General features: G+C 71.8%; 22 protein-coding genes and 2 pseudogenes. 7 read left to right on the top strand and 17 right to left on the bottom strand.

Annotated features, from left to right (window positions below):
• A partial coding sequence (locus ACH442_RS45100) for an MFS transporter (protein ID WP_396344352.1) occupies window positions 1–1202 on the bottom strand: 1202 nt, incomplete at its 3' end.
• 46 nt (window positions 1203–1248) lie between these two features.
• Here ACH442_RS45100 and ACH442_RS45105 point away from each other — a divergent pair.
• Window positions 1249–2394 carry an ROK family protein gene (locus ACH442_RS45105; protein WP_396344353.1) on the top strand — a complete coding sequence of 382 codons (1146 nt, stop codon included), beginning with the start codon at window positions 1249–1251 and terminating at the stop codon, window positions 2392–2394.
• A 216-nt stretch (window positions 2395–2610) separates the two neighbouring features.
• Here the strand turns inward: ACH442_RS45105 and ACH442_RS45110 are convergent, their stop codons facing one another.
• The 8 genes from ACH442_RS45110 to ACH442_RS45145 form a co-directional block, all read right to left on the bottom strand.
• A complete protein-coding gene (locus ACH442_RS45110) occupies window positions 2611–3765 on the bottom strand; it encodes a PQQ-binding-like beta-propeller repeat protein (RefSeq protein ID WP_396344354.1) in 1155 nt (384 codons plus the stop codon).
• Window positions 3766–3798: 33 nt separating this feature from the next.
• Window positions 3799–4638, bottom strand: a complete 840-nt coding sequence (locus ACH442_RS45115) for a hypothetical protein (protein ID WP_396344355.1) — start codon at window positions 4636–4638, stop codon at window positions 3799–3801.
• A 45-nt stretch (window positions 4639–4683) separates the two neighbouring features.
• Entirely contained in the window at window positions 4684–5340 is a 657-nt protein-coding gene (locus ACH442_RS45120) for a hypothetical protein (protein ID WP_396344357.1), read from the bottom strand.
• Between the two features lie 151 nt (window positions 5341–5491).
• Window positions 5492–6652, bottom strand: a complete 1161-nt coding sequence (locus ACH442_RS45125) for a hypothetical protein (RefSeq protein WP_396344358.1) — start codon at window positions 6650–6652, stop codon at window positions 5492–5494.
• A gap of 18 nt (window positions 6653–6670) precedes the next feature.
• Window positions 6671–7057, bottom strand: a complete 387-nt coding sequence (locus ACH442_RS45130; protein WP_396344359.1) for a PPOX class F420-dependent oxidoreductase — start codon at window positions 7055–7057, stop codon at window positions 6671–6673.
• 256 nt (window positions 7058–7313) lie between these two features.
• Window positions 7314–7802: a 2-C-methyl-D-erythritol 2,4-cyclodiphosphate synthase gene (gene ispF / locus ACH442_RS45135; protein ID WP_396344360.1), complete on the bottom strand. Its 489-nt coding sequence runs from the start codon at window positions 7800–7802 to the stop codon at window positions 7314–7316.
• Between the two features lie 187 nt (window positions 7803–7989).
• The gene (gene ispD, locus ACH442_RS45140) at window positions 7990–8721 is read right to left on the bottom strand and encodes a 2-C-methyl-D-erythritol 4-phosphate cytidylyltransferase (RefSeq protein WP_396344373.1); all 732 of its coding nucleotides are present in this window, start codon (window positions 8719–8721) and stop codon (window positions 7990–7992) included.
• A gap of 37 nt (window positions 8722–8758) precedes the next feature.
• Entirely contained in the window at window positions 8759–9244 is a 486-nt protein-coding gene (locus ACH442_RS45145) for a CarD family transcriptional regulator (protein ID WP_014447856.1), read from the bottom strand.
• A gap of 334 nt (window positions 9245–9578) precedes the next feature.
• Here ACH442_RS45145 and ACH442_RS45150 point away from each other — a divergent pair, with 334 nt between their 5' ends.
• Window positions 9579–10352, top strand: coding sequence for a hypothetical protein (locus tag ACH442_RS45150; protein WP_396344361.1), 774 nt, complete (start codon window positions 9579–9581; stop codon window positions 10350–10352).
• 51 nt (window positions 10353–10403) lie between these two features.
• On the opposite strand, the gene ACH442_RS45155 is transcribed toward ACH442_RS45150, so the two are convergent.
• From ACH442_RS45155 to ACH442_RS45165, 3 genes and pseudogenes are all read right to left on the bottom strand, one after another.
• Entirely contained in the window at window positions 10404–10856 is a 453-nt protein-coding gene (locus ACH442_RS45155) for a DUF6023 family protein (RefSeq protein ID WP_396344362.1), read from the bottom strand.
• A gap of 48 nt (window positions 10857–10904) precedes the next feature.
• The gene (locus ACH442_RS45160) at window positions 10905–11981 is read right to left on the bottom strand and encodes a type III polyketide synthase (RefSeq protein WP_396344363.1); all 1077 of its coding nucleotides are present in this window, start codon (window positions 11979–11981) and stop codon (window positions 10905–10907) included.
• A gap of 206 nt (window positions 11982–12187) precedes the next feature.
• Window positions 12188–12895 (bottom strand): annotated as a pseudogene (locus ACH442_RS45165) (methyltransferase domain-containing protein); the annotation flags it as partial.
• 139 nt (window positions 12896–13034) lie between these two features.
• Here ACH442_RS45165 and ACH442_RS45170 point away from each other — a divergent pair.
• The 4 genes from ACH442_RS45170 to disA all read left to right on the top strand — a co-directional run bounded on the left by ACH442_RS45170 (window position 13035) and on the right by disA (window position 17412).
• Window positions 13035–13883 (top strand): UbiA family prenyltransferase, encoded by an 849-nt coding sequence (locus ACH442_RS45170; protein WP_396344364.1) that lies wholly within the window; start codon window positions 13035–13037, stop codon window positions 13881–13883.
• 94 nt (window positions 13884–13977) lie between these two features.
• Window positions 13978–14694: a hypothetical protein gene (locus ACH442_RS45175; RefSeq protein WP_396344365.1), complete on the top strand. Its 717-nt coding sequence runs from the start codon at window positions 13978–13980 to the stop codon at window positions 14692–14694.
• 31 nt (window positions 14695–14725) lie between these two features.
• Window positions 14726–16147 (top strand): DNA repair protein RadA, encoded by a 1422-nt coding sequence (gene radA / locus ACH442_RS45180; protein ID WP_396344366.1) that lies wholly within the window; start codon window positions 14726–14728, stop codon window positions 16145–16147.
• A 164-nt stretch (window positions 16148–16311) separates the two neighbouring features.
• The gene (gene disA / locus ACH442_RS45185) at window positions 16312–17412 is read left to right on the top strand and encodes a DNA integrity scanning diadenylate cyclase DisA (protein WP_396344374.1); all 1101 of its coding nucleotides are present in this window, start codon (window positions 16312–16314) and stop codon (window positions 17410–17412) included.
• A 193-nt stretch (window positions 17413–17605) separates the two neighbouring features.
• Here the strand turns inward: disA and ACH442_RS45190 are convergent, their stop codons facing one another.
• Complete coding sequence (locus ACH442_RS45190; protein ID WP_396344367.1) at window positions 17606–18115, bottom strand: 2'-5' RNA ligase family protein; 510 nt, start codon at window positions 18113–18115, stop codon at window positions 17606–17608.
• A gap of 2 nt (window positions 18116–18117) precedes the next feature.
• Window positions 18118–18879, bottom strand: coding sequence for an adhesin (locus ACH442_RS45195; RefSeq protein ID WP_396344368.1), 762 nt, complete (start codon window positions 18877–18879; stop codon window positions 18118–18120).
• Window positions 18880–19114: 235 nt separating this feature from the next.
• Here ACH442_RS45195 and ACH442_RS45200 point away from each other — a divergent pair, with 235 nt between their 5' ends.
• Window positions 19115–20011 (top strand): A/G-specific adenine glycosylase, encoded by an 897-nt coding sequence (locus ACH442_RS45200; RefSeq protein WP_396344369.1) that lies wholly within the window; start codon window positions 19115–19117, stop codon window positions 20009–20011.
• A gap of 145 nt (window positions 20012–20156) precedes the next feature.
• Here the strand turns inward: ACH442_RS45200 and ACH442_RS45205 are convergent, their stop codons facing one another.
• The 3 genes and pseudogenes from ACH442_RS45205 to ACH442_RS45215 form a co-directional block, all read right to left on the bottom strand.
• On the bottom strand, window positions 20157–20738 hold the full coding sequence (locus ACH442_RS45205; protein ID WP_396344370.1) for a DUF4291 domain-containing protein: 582 nt from the start codon (window positions 20736–20738) through the stop codon (window positions 20157–20159).
• Window positions 20739–20755: 17 nt separating this feature from the next.
• Entirely contained in the window at window positions 20756–21280 is a 525-nt protein-coding gene (locus ACH442_RS45210; protein WP_396344371.1) for a hypothetical protein, read from the bottom strand.
• 153 nt (window positions 21281–21433) lie between these two features.
• A pseudogene (locus ACH442_RS45215) lies at window positions 21434–21662 on the bottom strand (ATP-dependent Clp protease ATP-binding subunit ClpC); the annotation flags it as partial.

A 21662-nucleotide genomic window follows, 5' to 3' on the forward strand; every position in this document is an offset into this window, starting at 1 on the left:
TCGGCCGAGACCCGGTGGTGGTCGTCGGCGCTCATCCGGCTCGGGAACACCTCCCGCGAGGTCAGCACCAGAATCCCGGCGACCATCGCGAACAGCCCGGCCAGCAGCGGCAGCACGCCCAGCCGGCCGGCCGTCACGAACCGCTCCCCGACGAACGCGCCGCCGCCGATACCGATCTGGAACGCCACCACGTACACCGCCGAGGCCGCGTCCCGCGCGGTCGGCGCCACCCGCATCGGGGTCGCGCCGAGGAAGACCGGGATCGCCGTGAACGCCCCACCCCACAGCAGCGTCGCCAGGATCGTCGGCACGGTCCCGAGCACCGGGGCGAGCAGCACCACCGACACCGTCTGCACGCTGATCAGGATCAGCAGGACCGGGCCGGGGCGACGGTCGACGTACCGCCCGACCACGAAGTTGGCGAGCAGTCCGACCGCGCCGTACCCGAGCAGCAGCACGCTCAGCCCGGCCCCGTCCAGCCCGGCGTCCCGGCGCACCAGCGGCGCGATGTACGTGTACGCCGCGAAATGCCCGATCACCAGCACCGCGGTCACCGCGCACAGCCGCGTCACCCGCCCGTCCCGCAGGATCCGCACCGCGTTGCGCAGCCGCTCCCCGGCCGGCGTAGCCATGTCCCGGGGCAGCGGTGGCAGTTTCGGCAGCACCGCGAGCAGCAGCGCCACGCACACCGCCCCGCCGACCGCCATCAGCCCGATCGCCACCCGCCAGCCCAGCCATTGCCCGAGCGCCGTACCCAGTGGCACGCCCAGCACGATCGCGAGCGAGTTCCCGATGAACGTCATCGCGGTGGCCTTGCCGATCTGGTCGGGTGGCGCGAGCCGCGCGATGATCGGCCCGATCACCGACCAGAACACGCCGTGGGCGAGCGCGCAGACGAGCCGGGCCAGGGCCAGCACGAGGAAGGTCGGGGCGAACGTGGCGGCCGCCTGGGAGACGGCGAAAATCGCTACGGTTGCGGCGAGCAGGGTGTGCCGGGGCACGCGCATGGTCAGTGCGGTGAGCGGGATTGTGCTCAGCGCGGCGACCACGGCATAGCTGGTCAGCAGCAGGCCCACCTGGGCTTCGGTGACGTGCAGGCCGGTCGAGATCTGCGGCAGCAGCCCGACCGGCAGGGTTTCGGCAGTGACGTAGAAGAAGGTGGATGCTCCGAGAACGACCAGCGCGGGGCGGTGGAAACTCACCTCCGCAGAATAAGCTCCGAGCAAGAGCATAAAAAGGGGAACGGATGTGACGACGCGCTCCACCGAACTTCTCCGGGTGGTGCACCGCAGCCCCGGCGTCACCCGAGCCGACGCCGCCCGGCTCCTCGGCATCGGCACCGGCGCCGCCACCGAACTGGTCACCAAGCTGAGCCGCGCGGCGCTCCTGATCCAGGGCCCGGCCGCACCGAGCGGCGCCCGCGGCCGGCCGACCACCGTGCTGCTTCCGCACCCGGAAGGCCCGCTCGTGCTGGCCGTCGCCATCACCCACGAGATCTGGCGGGTCGAGGTGGTCGAACTCGGCGGCGCCACCCACCCCGGTCCACGCGGCCGGCACGCGGGCGCCGCCTGGCCCGAGGTCCGCTCGGCGGTGCGGGCCGCCATCGAAGAACTTCGCCTGCAGTACGGCCACCGCCTGCGCGCCGCCGGTGTCTCCGCCCCCGGCACGGTCTCCCGCGACCTGCGCCTGGACGCGGTCGGCCCCGGCTGGCACAACGTGGAGCTGACCGCTCTCTGGCCGGACGCCGACGTCTTCGTCGCCGGCAACGACGCCACCCTGGCCGCCACCGCCGAAGCCCACCGCGGCGCCGCCGTCGACGCCGCGGTCGCCCTGCACCTGCGCATCGAAGCCGGCCTGGGCGGCGCCGTCGTCGAAGACGGCCGCCCGGTCATCGGCGCCCGAGGAGCTGCGGGTGAGTTCGGTCACATGCCGTTCGGCGACCCGGCAGTCCGTTGCCCGTGCGGCGCCCATGGCTGCTGGGGCATCGCGGTCGACGGCAACGAACTGGCCCGCCTCCTCGGCGACCCCACACCCGTCGACACGCTCTCCTACGCCCGCCGCGTGATCACCTCAGCGGCCGAACTCCTCGCCGGCGCTCCGGCCGGCCCGGTGCCGCCCCCGGTCGCCGCCGTCCGAGCCGTGGCGGCGAACCTCGGCCGCGGCACAGCCGGCCTGGTCAACGGCCTCGACGCGGACCTGGTCACGCTCGGCGGCCTCGGCGCCGACCTGCTCGCCACCGTCCCGGAGGAGATCCACGCCGCCTACCGCGACGGGCTGATGTCGATCCACCGGGAGTCGCCGCCACCGATCGTCCCGGCCGCGCTGGGCGACAACGGGCCGATCTCCGGCGCGGCCGAGGAGGCGTGGGCCGCCCTCTTGCCGCGTCTGGCGTAGCAAGCGCCCCGCGCCCACCAAACAGCCAGCGCCCACCAAACAGCCCCCACCCACCACCGGGGGGCGAACCCACGACCATTGTCGCGCGACCGCCCAAGATCCCGCTCCGGCCTGTGGACAGCCCCGCAGTGTGGACAACCGCAGTCGATCAGCAAACTCTGCTAAGACGCGTTCGGCCCGGCAGCACACGCTGCCGGGCCGAACGCGACACGAACCTTAGATCGAGACGAGCAGAACCGGGCTGCTCGTGAAGTAGTGCGTCGGCGAGTCCTGATCCTTCGACCCGCCCTTACGCAACCGCTCGATCGCCATGTAGTGCTCGGACACCTGCACCGCGCCCACGTTCCAGTTGATCTTTTCCAGCTTGGACGTCCCGAGCCGGAACCGGTACTGCCGGATCCCGGTGGCCGGGTTCAGCGCGACCAGGTCGTTCTTCGGCGTCAGCAGCAGCAGACGTCCGGGCGGGCCACCGAGCACCCGGGCCTGCCCGTTCCACGACCACAGCTTGGTGCCGTCGTCCTGGTAGCCGGTCACCACCCGGCCCTGGACGCCGACGACGATGCCGGCCGCGACGGTTGTCGCGGGGTCGTCGAGCGCCACGGTGCGGCGCGGTTTGGGCAGCGGGGTCCGCCAGCCCTTGCCGGTCCCGTCCCGGAAGCCGAGGCAGTTGGAGGTGGCCACCGGGCAGCCGACCGCGGTGTACGGCCCGGTCGGCCAGTCGGCGACCGGTTGCCCGCTGTTGAGGTCGTAGGAGCCGGTGGCGCACACATACACCCCGCCGGCCGTGGTGAAGCCGTCCGTGCACCCGGCCGGAGCGGTGGCGCGCCAGCGCTCGGCGCCGGTGCTCACGGCGTACGCAATGATCTGTTGACCGGCGGTGAGCAGCACGGTGCCGGAGGAGACCCGCAGAGCCGGTGGATCCCACACCGTCGCGGCACCGGTGCGGTAACCGTCGTAGTCCGGCGCGTCCGGGCCCTTGGCCCGCCAGGTGATCTGGCCGGTACGCCCGTCGAGCGCCACCAGCTCACCGTCGGACCACTGCGTGATCACCGTCGTGTCGTCCGTGACGACGCCGCTGAGCTGGGCCGGCCAGCGTCGCAGCGACCACCGCGTGGTGTTGACGCCATGGGCGTAGATGGGGTCGTCGGCGCGGACCTGGTGCTTCGCGGCGTAGATCCGCAGCCGATCCTGGAAGATCAGCGGAGCCACGGTGATCTTGGCGAACGCGCCGCGCTGGGCGATGACCAGCGGCGGATAGGCAGTTTTCGCGGTCGCCAGCACTTCAGCGGGCTTCAGGATCCGCCAGCCGACCAGAACCGTGGCCAGCAGCAGAAGCACCGCCGCTGACGCTCGCAGCAGCACTCGTGTCACAGCGGGGAGTATGTCAGGCCCGGTCGAGGCCGATCACTCGTACCCACCGTTGATCAATCCGAGACGGACCAATTCGGTCAGTGGCTCGACGACATTCGCCGCGCCGAAGCCCGCGAACAGCGGCCGTGGGGTCTCTCGCCTCGACCGGGCCGGCTCGACGAGCGGCACCGGATGCGTCGCCGCCAGCGCTTCGGCAACCTCGGCGACCTCGGCGCCATCGACCGCGAGCAGTGTCGCGACCAGCACATTCAGGAAGCCGTGGTGGGTGAAACCGGTCTCCGGGTCGGTGTGCCGGGTGGCGTGCCGCAGACCGGCCGCAAGTTTGAACGGCAGCTCCCGGTCGCGGCAGGCGCAGATCACCGCGGCCAGCTCGACCGGGGTCGGGAAGAGCTCAGCGGCCAGCCCGCCGACGCGGAACTTCGGGGCGATCGACTGGCCCTCGCGCCGGGCCTCGGCCAGCGTGTCCAGAGCGCCGATCAGCCCCCAGCTCAGCGGGATCTCGGCCCACACGTGGAAGCTCTCCCGCGCCGCGAACGTGCGCAGCAGCGCCAGGCCGGGCTGCGGGTCCTCGCCGCGCCGGGCGACCGCCGCCTCGACGTGCTCGATCACCATGCCCGCGGAGCGCAGTTTCTCCACGGTCGCGGGCAGCGTGCCGGCCGGGATGTCGCCGATCAGCGCCCCCACGAGCCGGGGCACCGGCTCGGAGCCCACCACCGACGCCGGGACCAGCAGGGCGCCGATCAAATCCGCGTACCACGCCGAGGCGTGCTCGTGGAACTTCGCCTCGGCCTCGGCCAGGCCGGTCGGGCTGGGCGGCAACAGGGACGCGTCATCGACGAGCCCGGCATACAGCGGAGGCACCATCGTCGACACGATCCGAACCTAACGGACCACGCGTGAGCCGGACAACAGGGCGAGTCACACCGCCCAGACCGCCGTCTCGATCGTCAAGCCCGTGGGCAGCGGTTTCTCCGTCGGAAAGACGGGGATCCGGAAGGCCACGACATGCTTCGGGTCAGCCGCCAGGCGCATGCAGTACGCCTTCCCGGCCGCCAATTCCATATATTGCGGTTGATACGTGACGCCGTTGACCTCAGCGCACGCCTCCGGCCCGGCGAACGGATCACCGGCCGCGCGGGCCACCACCGAGCGCTTCTCCAGCGGGTCGGCGCTCCAGACCCGCTGGTCGTCGCCCGAGCAGTGCTGCACGGTGTCGCCCTTGCCCGGGGTCGAGCAGATCAGCGACACGTCCCCGGTCCACGCGTCCGGGCCGGGGCGTACCGGGTCCAGCAGCAGCACCGCGGTCTGCGGGTACTTGTCGCCCGCCGGCAGCGTCAACTCCAGCCGCTGGACGGCGGCACCGAGCGCGGCCTGCGGCGACCTCACCTCCGCGGCCGGCTCCGCGGCCGGTTTGTGCGACCGGTAGAGCAGCACCCCGGTCGTCGCCGCGGCGAGCGTCATGATCACCAGGCCGGCCGCGAAATAGGTGCGGCCGAGCGTCTCCGCCCGGAACAGCACGACCAGGACGACGGCCAGCGCCACCAGCGCCAGCACGGCAATCAGAAGATCGGCCATGCGGTCAAAATACGGGGACGTCGTCTATGCCGCTGCTCGGGTCGCGGTCGCGCAGGGTCCGCCGTACCTCAATCGCGTCGTGAAGCCCGGCCATCGGCAACCGCACCGTCGAGCGGACCTCGAGCCCGTCATGGCCGGGTGGCTCTGCCGCTCAACGGCGGCCGAGCACGACCAGCAGATCGGCGACGACCGCGAGGACCATTCCCGCGATGAGCGTCGGCAGGCCACCGACCACGGCGTAGGCCACGAGGAACAGCGGTGCGGCGAAAGTCGCATACAGCGCCACGGCCAGCCCACGCTCCCCGGCACGCAGCCGGGCCAGCACGAGACCGGCCGGCTCGGTGAGACGACTGCGGAACCAGAGGATGACCGCGGCGAACACCAGCACCCCGACGAGACCGGCCCACACCCGCGAGATGCCGGAGCTGACCAGCGTCATCGCGGCGGTGACCACGGCCGCCACCAGGGTGCCGTTGGCGCCGTAGCGGATTGTCTCGCGCACCGCGTCGGCCGAGTCCGCGGAGACGTCCAGCACCGGCTTGCGCGGGCGGCTGACCGCCGGCGGCTCCGACCAGTTCGACGGCGCCGGCGCCGGGTTCGGCGGCTCCGACCAGTTCGACGACGTCGGCGCCGGGTTCGGCGGCTCGACCGGGAACCCGTCCGGATCGGTCAGCGGCGCGCCGAGCGACGCCTCCTCGGCCAACTCCTCCAGCGCCCGAGCCCAGCGGCGCCGCTCCAGGCGGACAATGCCGACATCCTGCCCGGCGTCACCGATCGCCGAATCAAGATCCAGAGCTTCCGCGTACGCCCGTTGGGCCAGATCGAAGAGCCGCAGCCGCGCCGCCACCACGGCCAGCACGAGATGCGCCTCGGCCTCGGCCGGCGCGACCCGCACGCCGTTCCACGCGGCGTTCAGCGCCTCCTGCCCATTGCGCGACTCACTCAGCAGCGCGGCACCGGTGCGCTGCGCGTACGCATCCTCGGGCCACGCCCGCAGGATCTCGCCCGCGACCTGGGCGGCCTCGCCGTAACGCCGGCTGTCGGTCAACGCCATCGCCCGCACCACCAGCGGCGACAGCGTGCCCGGCTGAGCCCTGGCGGCCCGCTCGGCGGCAGCCAGCGCCTCGACCGGCTGCTCGGCGGCCAGGTGGATCCGGGCCAGCGTGGCCAGCAGGGCCGACTCGTCCGGAGCACCCCGCAGCCCAGCGGCGACCTCCTCGGCGGCCTCGTCGTAGCGGCCGAGGTCGGCGAGAAGCAGCGCACGCTGGCGATGCTCCTCCGGCGTGGTGTCAGGCTCCAAGGGGGCGGGCACAGTCGGAGCGTAGGCGGTCTACCTGTAGATCACATGGGTCGGGGTGAGCCGGCACACCACGCGCACGGTCTCCGGGCCGTCCCCGGACCACGGCTCGTTCGCATACTTGTAGCTCAGCATGCTGATCAGATCGTCCTGATCGTCGCTGAGCGTGACCGTCCCCTCGACCGTGCAGTAGGACGACGGCTGTGCGGGGTCGAAAGCGCAGATCGAGGCCCGCGGGTCGCGCTCCATGTTCCGGGCCTTCTGCCGCCCACGGACCGTGGAGAAGAGAATGTCGTCGCCTTCGCGCTTGACCCAGATGACCGTCGACTGCGGCGAGCCGTCCGTGTTGATCGTGCTGAGCACCGCGTAGGTGGGATTGTCGATCAACCTACGAGCGGCATCGGGCAGGACGACAGTCATGATCGTCATCATGCCCGAGAATCAGCACTGCCCTTCCGTGACAGTTGACACTCCGGACAGGCGCGACCGCGTCACCCCGCGTGAAAACGGGCCTGCGCAGCAGTAACCGTGTCACCCCGGTTCGTAGCGGGCGCCCCTACGTGTCGGGCATCTCCACATCACCGCGTGACGGGCATCCCGCTTCACGCGCGGCGAGCATTTCCGCCTCACGGAGTGGCGGGCATCCCCGCCTCACGAGGTGGCGGGCATCCCCGCCTCACGAGGTGGCGGGCATCTCCGCGTAGACCATTGCCACCGCGAAGCCGGCCAGCCCCTCGCCCCGCCCGGTGAGCCCCAACCCGTCCGTCGTGGTCCCGGACACCGTCACCGGCGCACCGATCGCCGCGGAAAGGACCTTCTCGGCCTCCGCGCGGCGCTTGCCGATCTTCGGCCGGTTGCCGACCGCCTGCACCGACACGTTCCCGATCGCGAACCCGGCCGCCCGCACCAACCGTGCCGCCTCCGCGAGCAGGGTGACCCCGGCGGCCCCGGCCCACTCCGGGCGGCTCGTGCCGAAGTTGCTGCCCAGATCGCCCAGCCCGGCCGCGGAGAGAAGAGCGTCACAGACGGCGTGTGCGACGACATCGGCGTCCGAGTGCCCGGCCAGTCCCGGCTCGCCGGGCCACTCCAGCCCGGCCACCCAGCAGGCCCGATCAGCGTCGAATGCGTGCACGTCCGTGCCGATGCCCACCCGCGGAATGATCACCCGCTCACCCTAACCGCCCGCCGGCGCGACCAACCGCGTCGGTCCGACGGCCATCGCAGGTCAGACAGCCGACACGGGCCAGGCAGCCGGGCCAGGCAGCCGGGCCAGGCAGCCGGGCCAGGCAGCCGGTGGCCGTCAGACAGCCGGCCGGGTCAGACGGCCGGTGCGGGCAGACGGCCGGTGCGGGTCAGACGAGCGGCCCCGGTCGGGCGGGCGGCGTTTCAGGGTCGGGCATGGCCAGAAGATGTGTCGCGAGCGCCAGATCCAACGGCCGAGTGATCTTCAACGCGAGATCCGACCCCGGAACGCACCGGACCGGAATCCCGAGCTTCTCGACGGCGCCTGCATCGTCGGTGTGCGAATCCGCGGCCGCCTCGTGCGCGGCCCGCAGCACCGCGGCGCGGAAGCCCTGCGGAGTCTGCACCGCGCGCAGCACCGAACGATCGACCGTGCCGAGCACGACGTCGTCGGCGGAAACTTCCTTGATCGTGTCCACCACCGGGAGAACCGGGATCACCGCGTCGGCGCCGCCTCGGACCGCCGCCGCCACCCGCTCGGTCACCGAGGGTGGGGTCAGGCAACGGGCCGCATCGTGCACCAGCACGATCGGCACCTCGTCCGGAACCACGGCGAGCGCGGCCGCCACCGACTCCTGCCGCTCGGCGCCACCGGCGACGACGGTGACCGACGCGACCGGCGCGAGCAGAGCCTGCACCGCGGCGACATCGGCACGGGGCGCGGCCACCACGATCATCCGGACCGAGGGAGCGGCGGCCAGCCGGCGCACCGCATGGACAAGCAGCGGCTCGCCCTCGAGCAGCCGCAGAGCTTTGGGCGCACCCGGACCGAGCCGCAACCCGGCACCAGCGGCCGGAACGACGACCGCGACGTCACCGCGAGCATTGAGCTGCGCGGTCACGTCGCGGTCGGCGTTCACGGTGCTGTGAAGGGTGCGATCAGGCCTCGGTGAGGACCTTGTCGAGCAGAACCTCAGCCTCGTCCTTGGTGCTCTTCTCAGCGAGGGCCACCTCGCCGACCAGGATGTCGCGGGCCTTCGCGAGCATGCGCTTCTCGCCTGCCGAGAGACCGCGCTCCCGCTCGCGACGCCAGAGGTCACGAACAACCTCGGCAACCTTGAGCGGGTTACCGGAAGCGAGCTTCTCCAGGTTGGCCTTGTAACGCCGCGACCAGTTGGTCGGCTCCTCGGTGTGCGGAGCGCGGAGGACGTCGAAGACCTTACCCAGGCCTTCCTCGCCAACCACTTCGCGCACGCCGACTTCCTCGGCATTCTCAGCGGGCACCCGAACCGTCAGATCGCCCTGGGCGACACGCAGAACGAGATACTGCCTTTCAACGCCCTTGATGACCCTAGTCTCGATTGCCTCGATGAGTGCGGCCCCGTGGTGGGGGTAAACAACGGTCTCGCCGACACTGAAAACCATAGGTTCGAAACCCCTTTCGCTGTGTCTAGGGTAACACGCTCAGGCGACGGTGTCTTGCCCTGGCGGTCACTGTTAGTGCAGCTCAGGGGCCCTGTGACGGGGCTTTCTACCGCTTGACAGCAGCGCCGGAAGCTGCCTAAGTAACGCAAAGTGACCGAGACGTCACTGGACTCGCCGATGAGTCGGAAATTCCGGACCTGATGGCTTTGCGAGATCAAGCGTATCGCTGAGGTCCACGCCGCCCCACCACTGGCGATGCGGCGTAGCGTGCGAGACGCTGGACGGAAGTTCCCCGACCGAAGCAAGATCTGGTCGGCCAGGGGGGAGGTGAGTCATGGCAGGCGCGAGCGACAACGGCGGCTGGCCGCCCGACGGCGGTTCCCCAGGTGAACTGCCCGACCTCCCTGAGGAGTGGGGCGTCATCGTCATCCCGGACGATCTGTCCGAGCTCTCCGACGAGGTGGAAGCGATCCGGGCAGAGCTGCATCTGTCCCCGCCGGCGAGCGGTCTTCAGCGATTCCTGCGCAGGCCAGGGATGCGGTGGCTGCGCAAGGCAGGCACGTTGATGCTGCGTGCGCCGGTCCTGATCATCTCGATGGCGGTCCTGGTCACCGTCGCCAGCCTGTTCGCCTCGGCGTGGCCCGGGCCGGCCCGCGAGCCGGCCACCCAGCGCACCTCCGGCTCGACCCCGGCGCCGGTCAAGACGCTGCCGGCGCTAGAGCTGATCGACGCCGAGGGCCAGGTCGTGCCGGTCAACGGACAGTTGCCCGTGGTGATCCTGCTGATCGACGGTTGCGACTGTGAAGCGCTGATCGCGGAAACGGTCGCCGCGGTGAAATCGAAGATCGCGGTGCTCGCCGTGTCCCGGTCCACGCCGTCGGTCCCCGCCTCGCACAGCCAGGTCACCACCGCCCGGCCCCCGCGGTCGGATGGGAAGAATGTGCGCTACCTGCGTGATCCGACTGGCAGCCTGCGCGAGCAACTCGGCCTCACCACGCAGGACGGGACGGCCGCGGCGATCCTCGTCACCAGCACCGGCGACATCCTGCGCAAGATCCCCCACGTCGTCTCGGTCGACACGCTCCAGCCCGACCTGGACCGTCTCTGACCTGGAAAGTCGCCCGACCGGCCCGGAAAGCACAACCCGCCGGCCCGACGATCAGCTCGTGGCGGCGCGCTGCACGGTGTAACGGAAGACGACCGGGCCGTGCTCGTCGGCCACGATCCGAAGACGCAACTGGCTGCCGACGCCGACGCTGAAGACCTCCGGCGTGCGTGTCCCGGAACACGACAGCCCCCGCCCCGACTCGTCGTCGCCGAAGCTGACCCGGACCCGGCTGCCGTCCGGCCCCGCGCACACCACCGCGACCTGGAACGCGCCCCCGTCCAGGTCGGCGCTCTTCTCATAGCTGCCCGAGGCGGGCACCACGAGGGTGTCGGTCAGCTCCTGCTCACCGGTCTCGGGCAGGAGCTGCTCGGCGGTGAGCCGCCAGGCCAGCAGCCGCGGGTCGGAGTCGTCCCGCGGAGCCGCCCGCCACCACCACACGCCGCCCGCCACCAGGATCAGCGCGGCCAGCACGACCAGGATCGCCCCGCGCCCCCGTTCGCTCACGCCGCTCCCATCCCGCCCACCGGCCCGGCACCCTCCGTGCCGTCGCACTCACTCCGCGACTGTAGAGAACTCGAGCAGCGCGCCGTAGAGCGTCAGCCCCGGACCGAACGCCAGCATGACCACCCGCTGGGGCGGCCGCGCCTCACGACGCAGGGCGTCGAGGGCCAGGAGCACGGTCGGTGACGAACAATTCCCGTACGCCGCGAGCACGCCCCGCGACGCCGCCAGCGCCCGGTCGTCGAGTCCCAGCCGCTCCTGCACGACGTCCAGGATCTTCGGCCCGCCCGGGTGCACGGCCCACCCGTCCACCTCCCCGATCGTCAGCCGGTGCCGTTTCAGCAGGTCCTCCACGAGCGCCCGGACGTGCAGGGACAGCACCGACGGCACCTCGGGCGACAGCCCCATCCGGAAGCCGAGGTCGGTCACCTCCCAGGTCATGTGGCCGGCCGTGGTGCTGTCGGTGACCGCAGCGACCTCGCGGACCGCATAACCCGGGCGGCCGGACGACGCCGGGACGAGCACCGCCGCGACGGCCGCGTCGGAGAAGAGCGCGTGCGACACGATCTGCTGCACGTCCGGCGGGCCGCTGCCGGCCGGCTGCATGTGCAGGCTGGTCAGCTCGGCGCAGAGCAGCAGCGCAGGCCGCCCGCGGGCCACCACGAAGTCGCTGACCGTACCGAGACCCGGCAACGCTGCGTAACAGCCCATATGGCCGACGAAGAGCCGCTGCACGTTCGGTGACATGTCGAGATCCCGGGCGAGGAGGATGTCGAGCCCGGGCGTGCCGTACCCCGTGCAGGAGCAGACCGCGAAGAGCCCCACCTCGGAGGCGTCGAGACCGGCGTCGGTCAGCGCCCGGCCGACCGCGGCGCTGCCCAGCGGAACCGCTTCCGCCTGGAACCGGCGCATCCGGCGCTCGGTCGACCAGCCGGAGACGTCCTCCTTCAACGGGCTCACCGCGGCCTGCCGGGTGACCACCCCCGAGTTCGCGAAGATCCGCTTGGCCAGGCCACGTCGGCCGTTCACGTAGTGCTGGGCGAAGAAGCCGTCCCAGAGCTCGCCCTGCTCGGTGGAGGGCGGCAACGCCACGCCCAGCCCGCTGATCACCGCTCCCGTCGCGGTCACCCCTGCCGCCGCGCTTCCGCAGCCGTCACGGATGCCACGGAAGCAGGCGCCGCGGGAGCAGCCGCCGCAGCGCTCGGCTCCGGTGCGCTTGGCTCCGGCACGGTGGCTCCCCGCTCGCTCGGCTCCGGCACGGTGGCTCCCGGTTCGGTGGGCTCGGATGCAGCGGAGGAGGCCGTGGAATTCGGCCCGGCGTGAGCGAGCGCAGGCTTGTGACCGACACCCTGATAGAGGACGGCGGTGGAGAACGTCGGGACCACTCGCCCGAGTGGCCGCCCGTCCGGCACCCGGCGCAGCGCCAGCCACCGCACCATCCCCGGCAGGCTCGGCCGCACCCCGCGGACGGCCAGGCGGACACCGTGCCGGGCGAACTCGGCCCGCAGCCGCGCCGGCGAGACGAACAGCGCCGGGTCGTGCAGGCCCACCGGCGCCAGCCCGGACCACTCGCCCAGGGTCACGGTGACGAACCGGCTGAGAGCGGTGTCGTTCACCGTGTCCAGCACGACCCGGCCGCCCGGGCGCAGCACCCGGCAGAGCTCGGCGACCGTGCCGCTCAGGTCGGTGACGTGCTCCAGGATCTCGCCCGCGACCACGACGTCGACCGAGCCGTCGGCCAGCGGCAGGGCCGTGACGTCGCCGGTCAGCGGCGTGACGCCGCGCTCGGCGGCCACGGTCAGCCCGGGAATCCGCAGGTCGACGCCGACGTGCCGGTAACCCAGCGCGCTCACGTGCGGCGCGAGGAGCCCGCCCCCGCACCCCGCGTCCAGCAGCACCCGGCCGGGCTCGGCAGGCCGCGGGATCAGCTCGGCACGGGCCGCGGCCAGCCAGTGCAGCAGCTCGAACCCGCCGCCGGGCCGCCACCACTCGGCCGCGAGGGTGTCGTACTGGCACGGATCGTTACGCCGGATCGACAGCATGTGATCGAGCCTGGCACGGTTGCGCCCGCCCCACCACCGGAGACGATCCACCTGTGGGAAACCCGTCGTCGCGGCCGCGCGTCACTTCCGCCTGTGGACGACGCCGATCTCTGTCGTACCCGTCTGGCAGCGTGGCCTCATGCACCGCAGACTGCTTGGCATGTCCCGTGCGGTGGCGTTGCTGCGCTCGTCCCATCCGGAACCGGGCGCCGCCGTCACCGTGGTGATGACGCTGCTCGCGTTCGGCGCCGGTCATCGCGGCTGGCGCCTGCTCTGCGTGTTCCTCGCGGTCGGGGCGAGCCAGCTCGCGGTCGGCTGGGTCAACGACTGGCTGGACGCCGAGCGCGACCTGCGGGCCGGTCGGCGGGACAAGCCCATCACGAAGGGGGCGGTCTCACGACGTACCGTGGGAATCTCGGGTTTGATCGCGGCTCTGGCCGCACCTCTCGCGGCAGCTCCGCTGGGCGCGGCCGCGAGCGTGACCATCGCCGTCGCCGCGGTCTTCGGGCTGCTCTACGACTGGCCGCTGAAGTCGACGGCGTTCTCCGTGGTGCCCTACCTGGTGGCGTTCGGGCTGCTCCCGGCGTTCGTGGTGGTGGCCCTGCCGGGGCGTCCGGCCCCGCCGTTCTGGCTGGTCGCGGCCGCGGCGCTGCTCGGGGCGGGCGCGCATTTCGCGAATGTGCTGCCCGACCTGGCCGACGACGCGGCGACCGGGGTGCGTGGGCTGCCGCATCGGATCGGCGCGGCGGGTTCCCGGCTGGCGGCCGCGGCGCTGCTGCTGGCCGCGACGGCCACCCTGGTCCTGGGACCTCCGGGAGCTCCGTCGTGGTCCGGCTGGGCGGCCGGCGCGGCCGCCGTCGTGGTGCTGCCGATCGGCTGGTACGCGGCCCGGCGCGCTCATGGCCGGCCGGTCGCGCTGTTCCGTGCGGTGATCGTCGTCGCGCTGATCGACGTCCTGCTGTTGATCTTCAGTGGGCCCGTGGTGTGATCCACTCCGGCCGGATGGATGGGTCGGCGCACGCGGCCGTTTGCCGCCCACTAGGCTGATCTCACACCTTGGTGTCGCTATTTGGAGGATCGTGATGCGCTCGCTGGGAACCCGTCGCGCCGCCCTGGTCGCGGGTGTCGCCACCGTCGGTGTCATCGCGCTGGCCGGTTGCTCGGCCGGTCAGGTTGCCGAGACCGCCATGCTCGACACGCCGATCGCCGGCATCAACGCGAACTCTGCCGATGGCAGCGTGGCCGTGCGCGACGCCCAGGTGGAGTACAACGGCGTCGAGGGCTACGAGAAGGGCGAGAACGCTCCGCTCCAGCTGAGCCTCTTCAACCAGTCCCCGAAAGACGTCACGATCTCGATCGCGAGCACGCCGCTGGAGCAGCCGCAGGTCGTCTCCGCGACCCAGGTCGGCTTCGTCTCCACGGCGGCTGGCGCGTCCGCCTCAGCGCCCGCCGCGGCTGCCTCGTCCGCCCCGGCGGCGGCTCCGTCCGTGACGCCCTCCGGCGCGCTGCCGGGCGCCTCGGGCGCCCCGTCCTCGGCCTCGTCGGCTCCGGCTGCCCCCACGGTGGCCCCGGCGCAGATCACCATCAAGGCCCTCGGCTCGGCGGTGTTCAAGCCGTCCGACGTGAAGAAGCTGCAGGCTGTCGGCCTGAGCGACGACCTCAAGCCGGGCCAGAGCGTGAACCTCGTCTTTCACTTCAGCAACGGCTCGCCGGATCTGGTCATCCAGGCGCCGGTCGCGGTCCCGCTGAGCCCCGCCTCCCGCGCGCCGGGCCTGTCGGGCGACCACACCGAAGAATGACGTTGTCGTACCCGGCGGCTAACTTTGCCGGGTGACGACCTCTCGGACGAGTTCCAAGGCGGCCCGCCCGGCTTACGTGTGCGACGCGTGTGGCCATCAGCCGCCGAAATGGCTGGGCCGGTGCCCGGAGTGCGGTGAGTGGGGCTCGATCATCGAGTCCACGGTCACCGTCGGGGTCTCCGGCCGGGTGGTCAGCTCGCGCATGCCGTCCGAGGCGGCCAAGCCGATCTCACAGATCAGTGCCGCGGCCGCGTTAGCCGTGCCGTCCGGGGTCAGCGAGCTCGACCGGGTGCTCGGCGGTGGCCTGGTCCCCGGCGCGGTGGTGCTGCTCGCCGGGGAGCCGGGTGTGGGCAAGTCGACACTGCTGCTCGACGTGGCCCAGCAGTGGGCGGCCGGCTCCGGCTCCCCGTCGCTGGTGGTCAGCGGTGAGGAGTCGGTGAGCCAGGTCCGGCTGCGGGCCGAGCGGCTCGGCGCGCTGCACGAGCGCCTCTTCCTGGCCGCTGAGAACGATTTGGGCACGGTCATCGGTCACCTCGACGCGGTCAAGCCCGGCCTGCTCGTGCTCGACTCGGTGCAGACCTTCTCGGCGCCCGGCACCGAGGGCGTGCCCGGCGGGGTCACGCAGGTCCGCGCGGTGACCGCGGCGCTGGTCTCGATCGCCAAGGAGCGTGGCATCGCCACCGTCCTGGTCGGTCACGTCACCAAGGACGGTCAGGTCGCGGGCCCGCGCGTGCTGGAGCACCTGGTCGACGTGGTGCTGCACTTCGAGGGCGACAAGCATTCGTCGTTGCGTCTGGTCCGCGGCGTGAAGAACCGGTTCGGCGCGGCCGACGAGGTGGGCTGTTTCGAGATGCACGAGGGCGGCATCACCAGCCTGCCCGACCCGTCCGGCCTGTTCCTGACCCGCTATCAGGAGCCGGTGCCGGGCACCTGCGTGACGGTCGCGATGGAGGGCCGGCGGGCGCTGGTCACCGAGGTGCAGGCGCTGATCGGCGCCGAGGTGCAGGGTTCCCCGCGGCGGACGGTGTCCGGCCTCGACAGCGCCCGGCTGGCGATGGTGCTGGCGGTGCTGGAGCGGCGCACCAAGCAGTTGAAGCTCTACAACCGTGAGGTGTTCGCGGCCACGGTCGGCGGCATCCGGCTGACCGAGCCCTCGGCCGACCTGGCGATGGCCTTGGCGGTCGCTTCCGGCGGGCTCGATCTGGCGATGGCGCCGACCCTGGTGGCGATCGGCGAGGTCGGCCTGACCGGGGAGATCCGCCGGGTGAGCGCGATCGGCCGGCGGCTGGCCGAGGCGGCGCGGCTCGGTTTCAAGGTGGCGCTGGTGCCGCCGGGCAGCACGAACAGCGGCGAGGGCGTCGCGCCCAAGGGCATGCAGGTGATCGAGGTCGGTGACCTGCGGTCGGCGTTGCAGAGCGCCGCGCGGGCCTCGGCCGAGCACAACAAGGGGTGACCCAGAGTGACGAATCATCACGCTACGGAGCATTCATCGAACCATGCCTCGTTGCTCTGTTTCGCAGTTCGTAGACTGTACCGGTGCCGCTCGACCGCGATGGTTCCAAGTCCGCCGCCAGTTCAACGCCGCGCCCCGGCGTCAACGGTGCGGGCCACCGCGCGGTGGCCCCGCTGACCGGCGTCGGCCTCACCGGGGGCGCCAGTGATCCGATCCGGGCCAACCTTGCTCTGATGGCGCCCGGCACCGCCCTGCGTGACGGTCTGGAGCGCATCCTCCGGGGCCGCACCGGCGCCCTGATCGTCCTGGGCTACGACTCGGTCGTGGAGACGATCTGCACCGGCGGTTTCCCGCTCGACGTGGAGTTCTCCGCGACCCGCCTGCGTGAGCTGTGCAAGATGGACGGCGCCGTGGTGCTCTCCAGCGACGGCACACGCATCGTCCGCGCCGCCGTGCACCTGATGCCCGACCCGTCGATCCCGTCGGAGGAGTCGGGCACCCGGCACCGCACCGCCGAGCGGGTCGCCAAGCAGTCCGGCTTCCCGGTGATCTCGGTGAGCCAGTCGATGCACATCATCGGGCTGTATGTGAACGGTCAGCGGCATGTGCTGGACGACTCGGCCGCCATCCTGTCCCGGGCCAATCAGGCACTGGCCACGCTGGAGCGTTACAAGCTCCGGCTGGACGAGGTGTCCGGCACGCTCTCCGCGCTGGAGATCGAGGATCTGGTCACCGTCCGCGACGCCGTCTCCGTGGTGCAGCGGCTGGAGATGGTCCGCCGGATCGCCGACGAGATCTCGGGTTATGTGGTGGAGCTCGGCACCGACGGCCGGCTGCTCGCCTTGCAGCTCGACGAGCTGATGGCCGGCGTCGACGCGGACCGCACGCTCGTCATCCGGGACTATCTGCCCACCGGGCGCAAGGCCCGCACACTCGACGAGGCGCTGGTCGAGCTGGATCTGCTCACCGCCACCGAGATGATCGACCTGGTCGCGGTGGCCAAGGCGATCGGCTACCCGGGCGCCTCCGACGCTCTGGACGCCGCGGTGTCGCCGCGCGGCTTCCGGCTGCTGGCCAAGGTGCCGCGGCTGCCGGCCCAGATCGTCGACCGGCTGGTGGATCACTTCGGGAGCCTGCAGCGGCTGCTGGGCGCGACGGTGGAGGATCTGCAGGCCGTCGAAGGGGTGGGGGATGCCCGGGCGCGTGGTGTGCGCGAGGGGCTGTCCCGGCTGGCCGAGGCTTCGATCCTGGAGCGCTACGTCTGACCGGTTCCGGCGCCTGATCCCGAACACCTCGCCGGCCCGAGCCAAGTCGGCGCGGCCGGTGTTGAGGGGCGTCTGAAGGCACCCGAAACACCCCGCACGCCCAGCCGAGACCGCGCGGCTGGTGCTCGGAGGTGCAACGGCCCGCCCGGAAGGCGCCTCACGACCAGCCGAAGCCCAGCGGTTTGCCGGGCGGTCAGAGGGGGTGGGCGATGTCGTTCGCGTGGTCGGTGATCGACGCGCCGGTCACCGTGGCGGTGAGCGGCAGAATCTCCAGGCACCGCCGGATCGCCGGCGCCATCACCGGGTTCGGCACCCGCATCGAGATCGTGCAGTGCGGCACCCACAGCCCCGGCCGGTAGTGTTCCCAGACCTCCACCCCGCCCGCTGACAGCCGGTCCAGTACTGCCCGGTGGTGTTCCATCAGTTCGGGGGTCATGGTCACCCCGAGCCACAGGACGCGGCCGACGAACTGGCCGGCGAAGTCCATCCGCAGGCTCAGCCCACGCCCGACGTTCATGCCGTGGAGGGCTTCGGCGGCGGCGTCCGGGTCGATGGTCCGGGCCGCCGCCAGGGACACGTGCGGGCGGTGCTTCTGGTGCAGCGAGCCGAGGGTGGGGATGCCTTCCTGTTCGAGGGCACGCCACAGCGTCCGGACCCGCCGGGTGGCGTCGGTGTCCAGGTAGAGCTCGAGTGCCGCGACCAACCTCAGGAGATGGTCAGGACGACCGGGTCGCTCTTGATCGTGTCGAGGCGGCCGCGCAGTTCGTACTGCCCGGCGTTGGGGGCCGGACCGGACGCCGCCGAGCCGTTGCACGTCGTGGACTGGTGACCGTTCCAGGTGATGTTGTAGGCCCGCTGCTCACCGGGCTTGAACGTCTGCACGTCGCTGCCCGTCGCGGTGCTGCACTTGTCGGAAGACCAGTACTTCTGCGCACCCTGCTCGATGTAGAGCTCTTGCGGGTCGGCGCCGACGTCACGCGTACACGCCCGGGATCCGATGTTCTTGATCTGCAGGGTGATGGCCAGGCTCGCGCCTTTTTTGACCGTGGCGGTGGCCGGCACCGGGATCACCGAGATCTCCGCGTCGGTGCAGGCGCTGCCCTGCTGGCCGTTGACGTTGGTGTTGGTCCCGCCGGTGGCCGCCGGGTTGTTCGGCGGCAGCAGGCCGTTGTCACCGCCGGTCCCCTGCGACTGCACCGGGTCAGGGTTGGCCTGACCCCCCGGTGGAGCCGTCTCGAGCAGGTCGTTGTCGTCCGGCGCCGCGGACCCGCTCGGCGCGGCGGCCGTCGCGGAGGCGGGTGCCGGCGTCGGCAGCGACGTCGACGCGTTCTTGGTGTTCGGGGTCTTGTCGTCGTCGTGGCTGCACGCCACGAACAGCGCGATGATGCCCAGCAGCAGAGCGCCGAGCACGACCGCACGCCGCCGCCAGTAGACCGCGGAAGGGAGGGAACCAACCGTCGCACGCATGATGTGGCCCACGGTAAACCCGGACACCCTTCACCATTGCGCGCGACGCGCCGGACATCCGACACCAACTGAGGGACAGTTCGTTAGAGATAGACCTTGCGCTGGAAAAATCGCGTGCGCACCGGCCACCTGATCGAGGAAGAACTTTCTTACGCAGTGATCGATCTCATGCCGGCACCGCCGGACCGAGGACGCTGATGGCGGAATCGCCGGCCCGCCTACAGTAAGTCCTGCTATGACTCTCGCCGACGAAGTAATCAGCTGGTACGACGTCAACGCCCGGGACCTGCCGTGGCGGCAGCCGGAGACCACCCCGTGGGGTGTCCTGGTCAGTGAGGTGATGCTGCAGCAGACACCTGTCGTCCGGGTCGAGCCGGCCTGGCGTTCGTGGATGACCCGCTGGCCCACGCCGGCCGCGCTCGCCGCCGATCCGCAGTCGGAGGCGATCCGGATGTGGGGCCGCCTCGGGTACCCCAGACGGGCGATGCGACTGCACGCCTGCGCGCTGGCGATCGTCGAGCGGCACGGCGGCCGGGTGCCGGACGATCTGGATCAGCTGCTGGCGCTGCCCGGGGTGGGCACGTACACCGGGCGGGCGGTCGCGACCTTCGCCTACGGTCAGCGGCACCCGGTCGTCGACACCAACGTGCGCCGGGTCGTCTCCCGGGTCGTCGAGGGCAAGCCCGACGCCGGTCCGGCCACCACCGCGGCCGACCTGGTCGCGATGGAGGAACTGCTGCCCGAGGAGCCGGCTCGCGCGGCCCGGGCCAGCATCGCGTTCATGGAGCTCGGCGCGATCGTCTGCACGGCCCGCGCGCCGAAGTGCGTGGACTGCCCGTTCCACGCGGTCTGCGCGTGGCGGCTCACCGGCGAGCCGCTGCCGGAGGGGCCGAGCCGCAAGCCGCAGCGCTACGCGGGCACCGACCGCCAGGTCCGCGGCCTGCTCCTGGAGGTGCTGCGGCACGCCACCGGCCCGGTCCCCCGCCAACGCCTGGACCTGGTCTGGAACGACGAGGTGCAGCGCGCCCGCGCCCTGAGCGGTCTCGTCGAGGACGGCCTGGTGGAGTCCTTCGGCTCGGAAGAATTCGTGCTCGCCGGTGACGCCCCGAAAGGCGAAGTTCAACCCCTTTAGCCGGTACGACGGCGGCCCGTCCCGCCGTCCCCCGGAAGAGTCCCCCGCCGATCCCCGCCCCGGCGGCGACGAAACCCCCGAGCCCAGCCCAGTCCCCCCACCGGGGAGGGGTCACGGGCCGGGCGCCGCGCCGCCGCCGGAGGGGTCACGCGCCCAGCGCCGCCCCGATCGCCGCCGGCAGTGGATACACCCGCTCGACCGGCAGCAACGCCGACGCCCCGTCCTCGTCCCCGTCGTCGAGCCGCGCGCGGATCTCCCGTGCCGGCTCGGTCACGTCCGTGATCCCGGTGATCCACTCGTCGACGTACCGGGCCACTGCCACGCCTCCGATTCCCATCTGCAGCGACCGGTAGGGCAACTCCCGCAACCGCAGATCCCGCTCCGGGTCCCACTGCACCCGGACCGGCGCCCGTTTCAGGGCCCGCTGCCAGTCGGCGCGGTTCGCATACGCTCCCGGCTGGTAGTGGCTGAGCATGGCGTTGGCCAGCGCCCACTCGAAGCCCGCCCGGGTGATCGAGACCGCCAGCACCCGCTCCTGGCCCTCTTTGGTGGCCCAGCCGCAGCGGTACATCATCCACAGGAACGACGGCTTGACCCAGGTCATCCGCTCCCGTTTGAACGGCGGAACGAACCGCCCGGCCCGCAACGCCGGCTCGGCGATGGCCGGCGAGTACGCCTGGTAGACCGTGATCGTGGCGTCGTCGTAAACCGCTCGGATCTCGTGCATGTCCACATGCTCCGCGATCAGATCTGCTGAAGCCACCCGATAAAGAACAGCGCCCCGGCCGCACCGGAGACGATCGCCACCGGCAACACCCACACGCCGCCGGGCGCACCGGCCAGCCGTCCCGTCCAGCGCCGGTGCAGGGCCGCGATCCCGGTCATCATGGCCAGCCCGATCACGGCGAGGGCGGCGCCGATCAGGGCGTGGGCGGTCCACGCACCGGCCCGGCTGGGGCCGCCCCACGCGGTGTCGTAGGGCCCCGAGTCCACCCAGCCGTAGCCGAGGCCACGAATCGGGAAGATCACCTCGAAGCCGAGCGGGATCAGGGCCAGCAGGCCCAGCAGCAGACCCATGCCCGCGTTCGTGGCCGCCGGCAGGAACCGGCCGGGCAGTTCCGGGACCGGGCCGAGCCGGCTCTGCCAGGCGGTGGCGAGCCGCGCCGACGCCGGCGCGCGACCGGCCAGGGCGAGCCCGAGCGCGGCCGTGCTGACCAGGGCGAGCCCGGCGCAGTAGAGGACAGGTTGACCGATCCGGTTCGGATTCATGGATCGCAAGCTATGAACCAGGCCGGGCCGGACGCGTCACACCGTGGTGCTCATCGTCGTGTCATACCCCGGTATGACGCGCAACGGCCCGGCCTCCACAGAGGAAGCCGGGCCGTGTTGCCGTGCTGGTGGTGGGTCAGACCCGCCGGTGGATCACTCCTCGCCGGTGGTGGCGCCGAGGTCGGCCGGCACCGTCTCCGGCACCGCGCCCGCCTTCTCGGCACCGCGGAAGACCAGCTTGGACTTCTCCACGTTCTCCGGGTCGCCCTCGCAGTCCACGACGACGATCTGGCCGGGGCGCAGCTCGTTGAAGAGGATCTGCTCGGAGAGGGTGTCCTCCAGGTCGCGCTGGATCGTGCGGCGCAGCGGCCGGGCACCCAGG

The organism is Actinoplanes sp. NPDC020271 (assembly GCF_044388125.1).
In the GTDB taxonomy this organism is placed as follows: Bacteria; Actinomycetota; Actinomycetes; order Mycobacteriales; family Micromonosporaceae; genus Actinoplanes.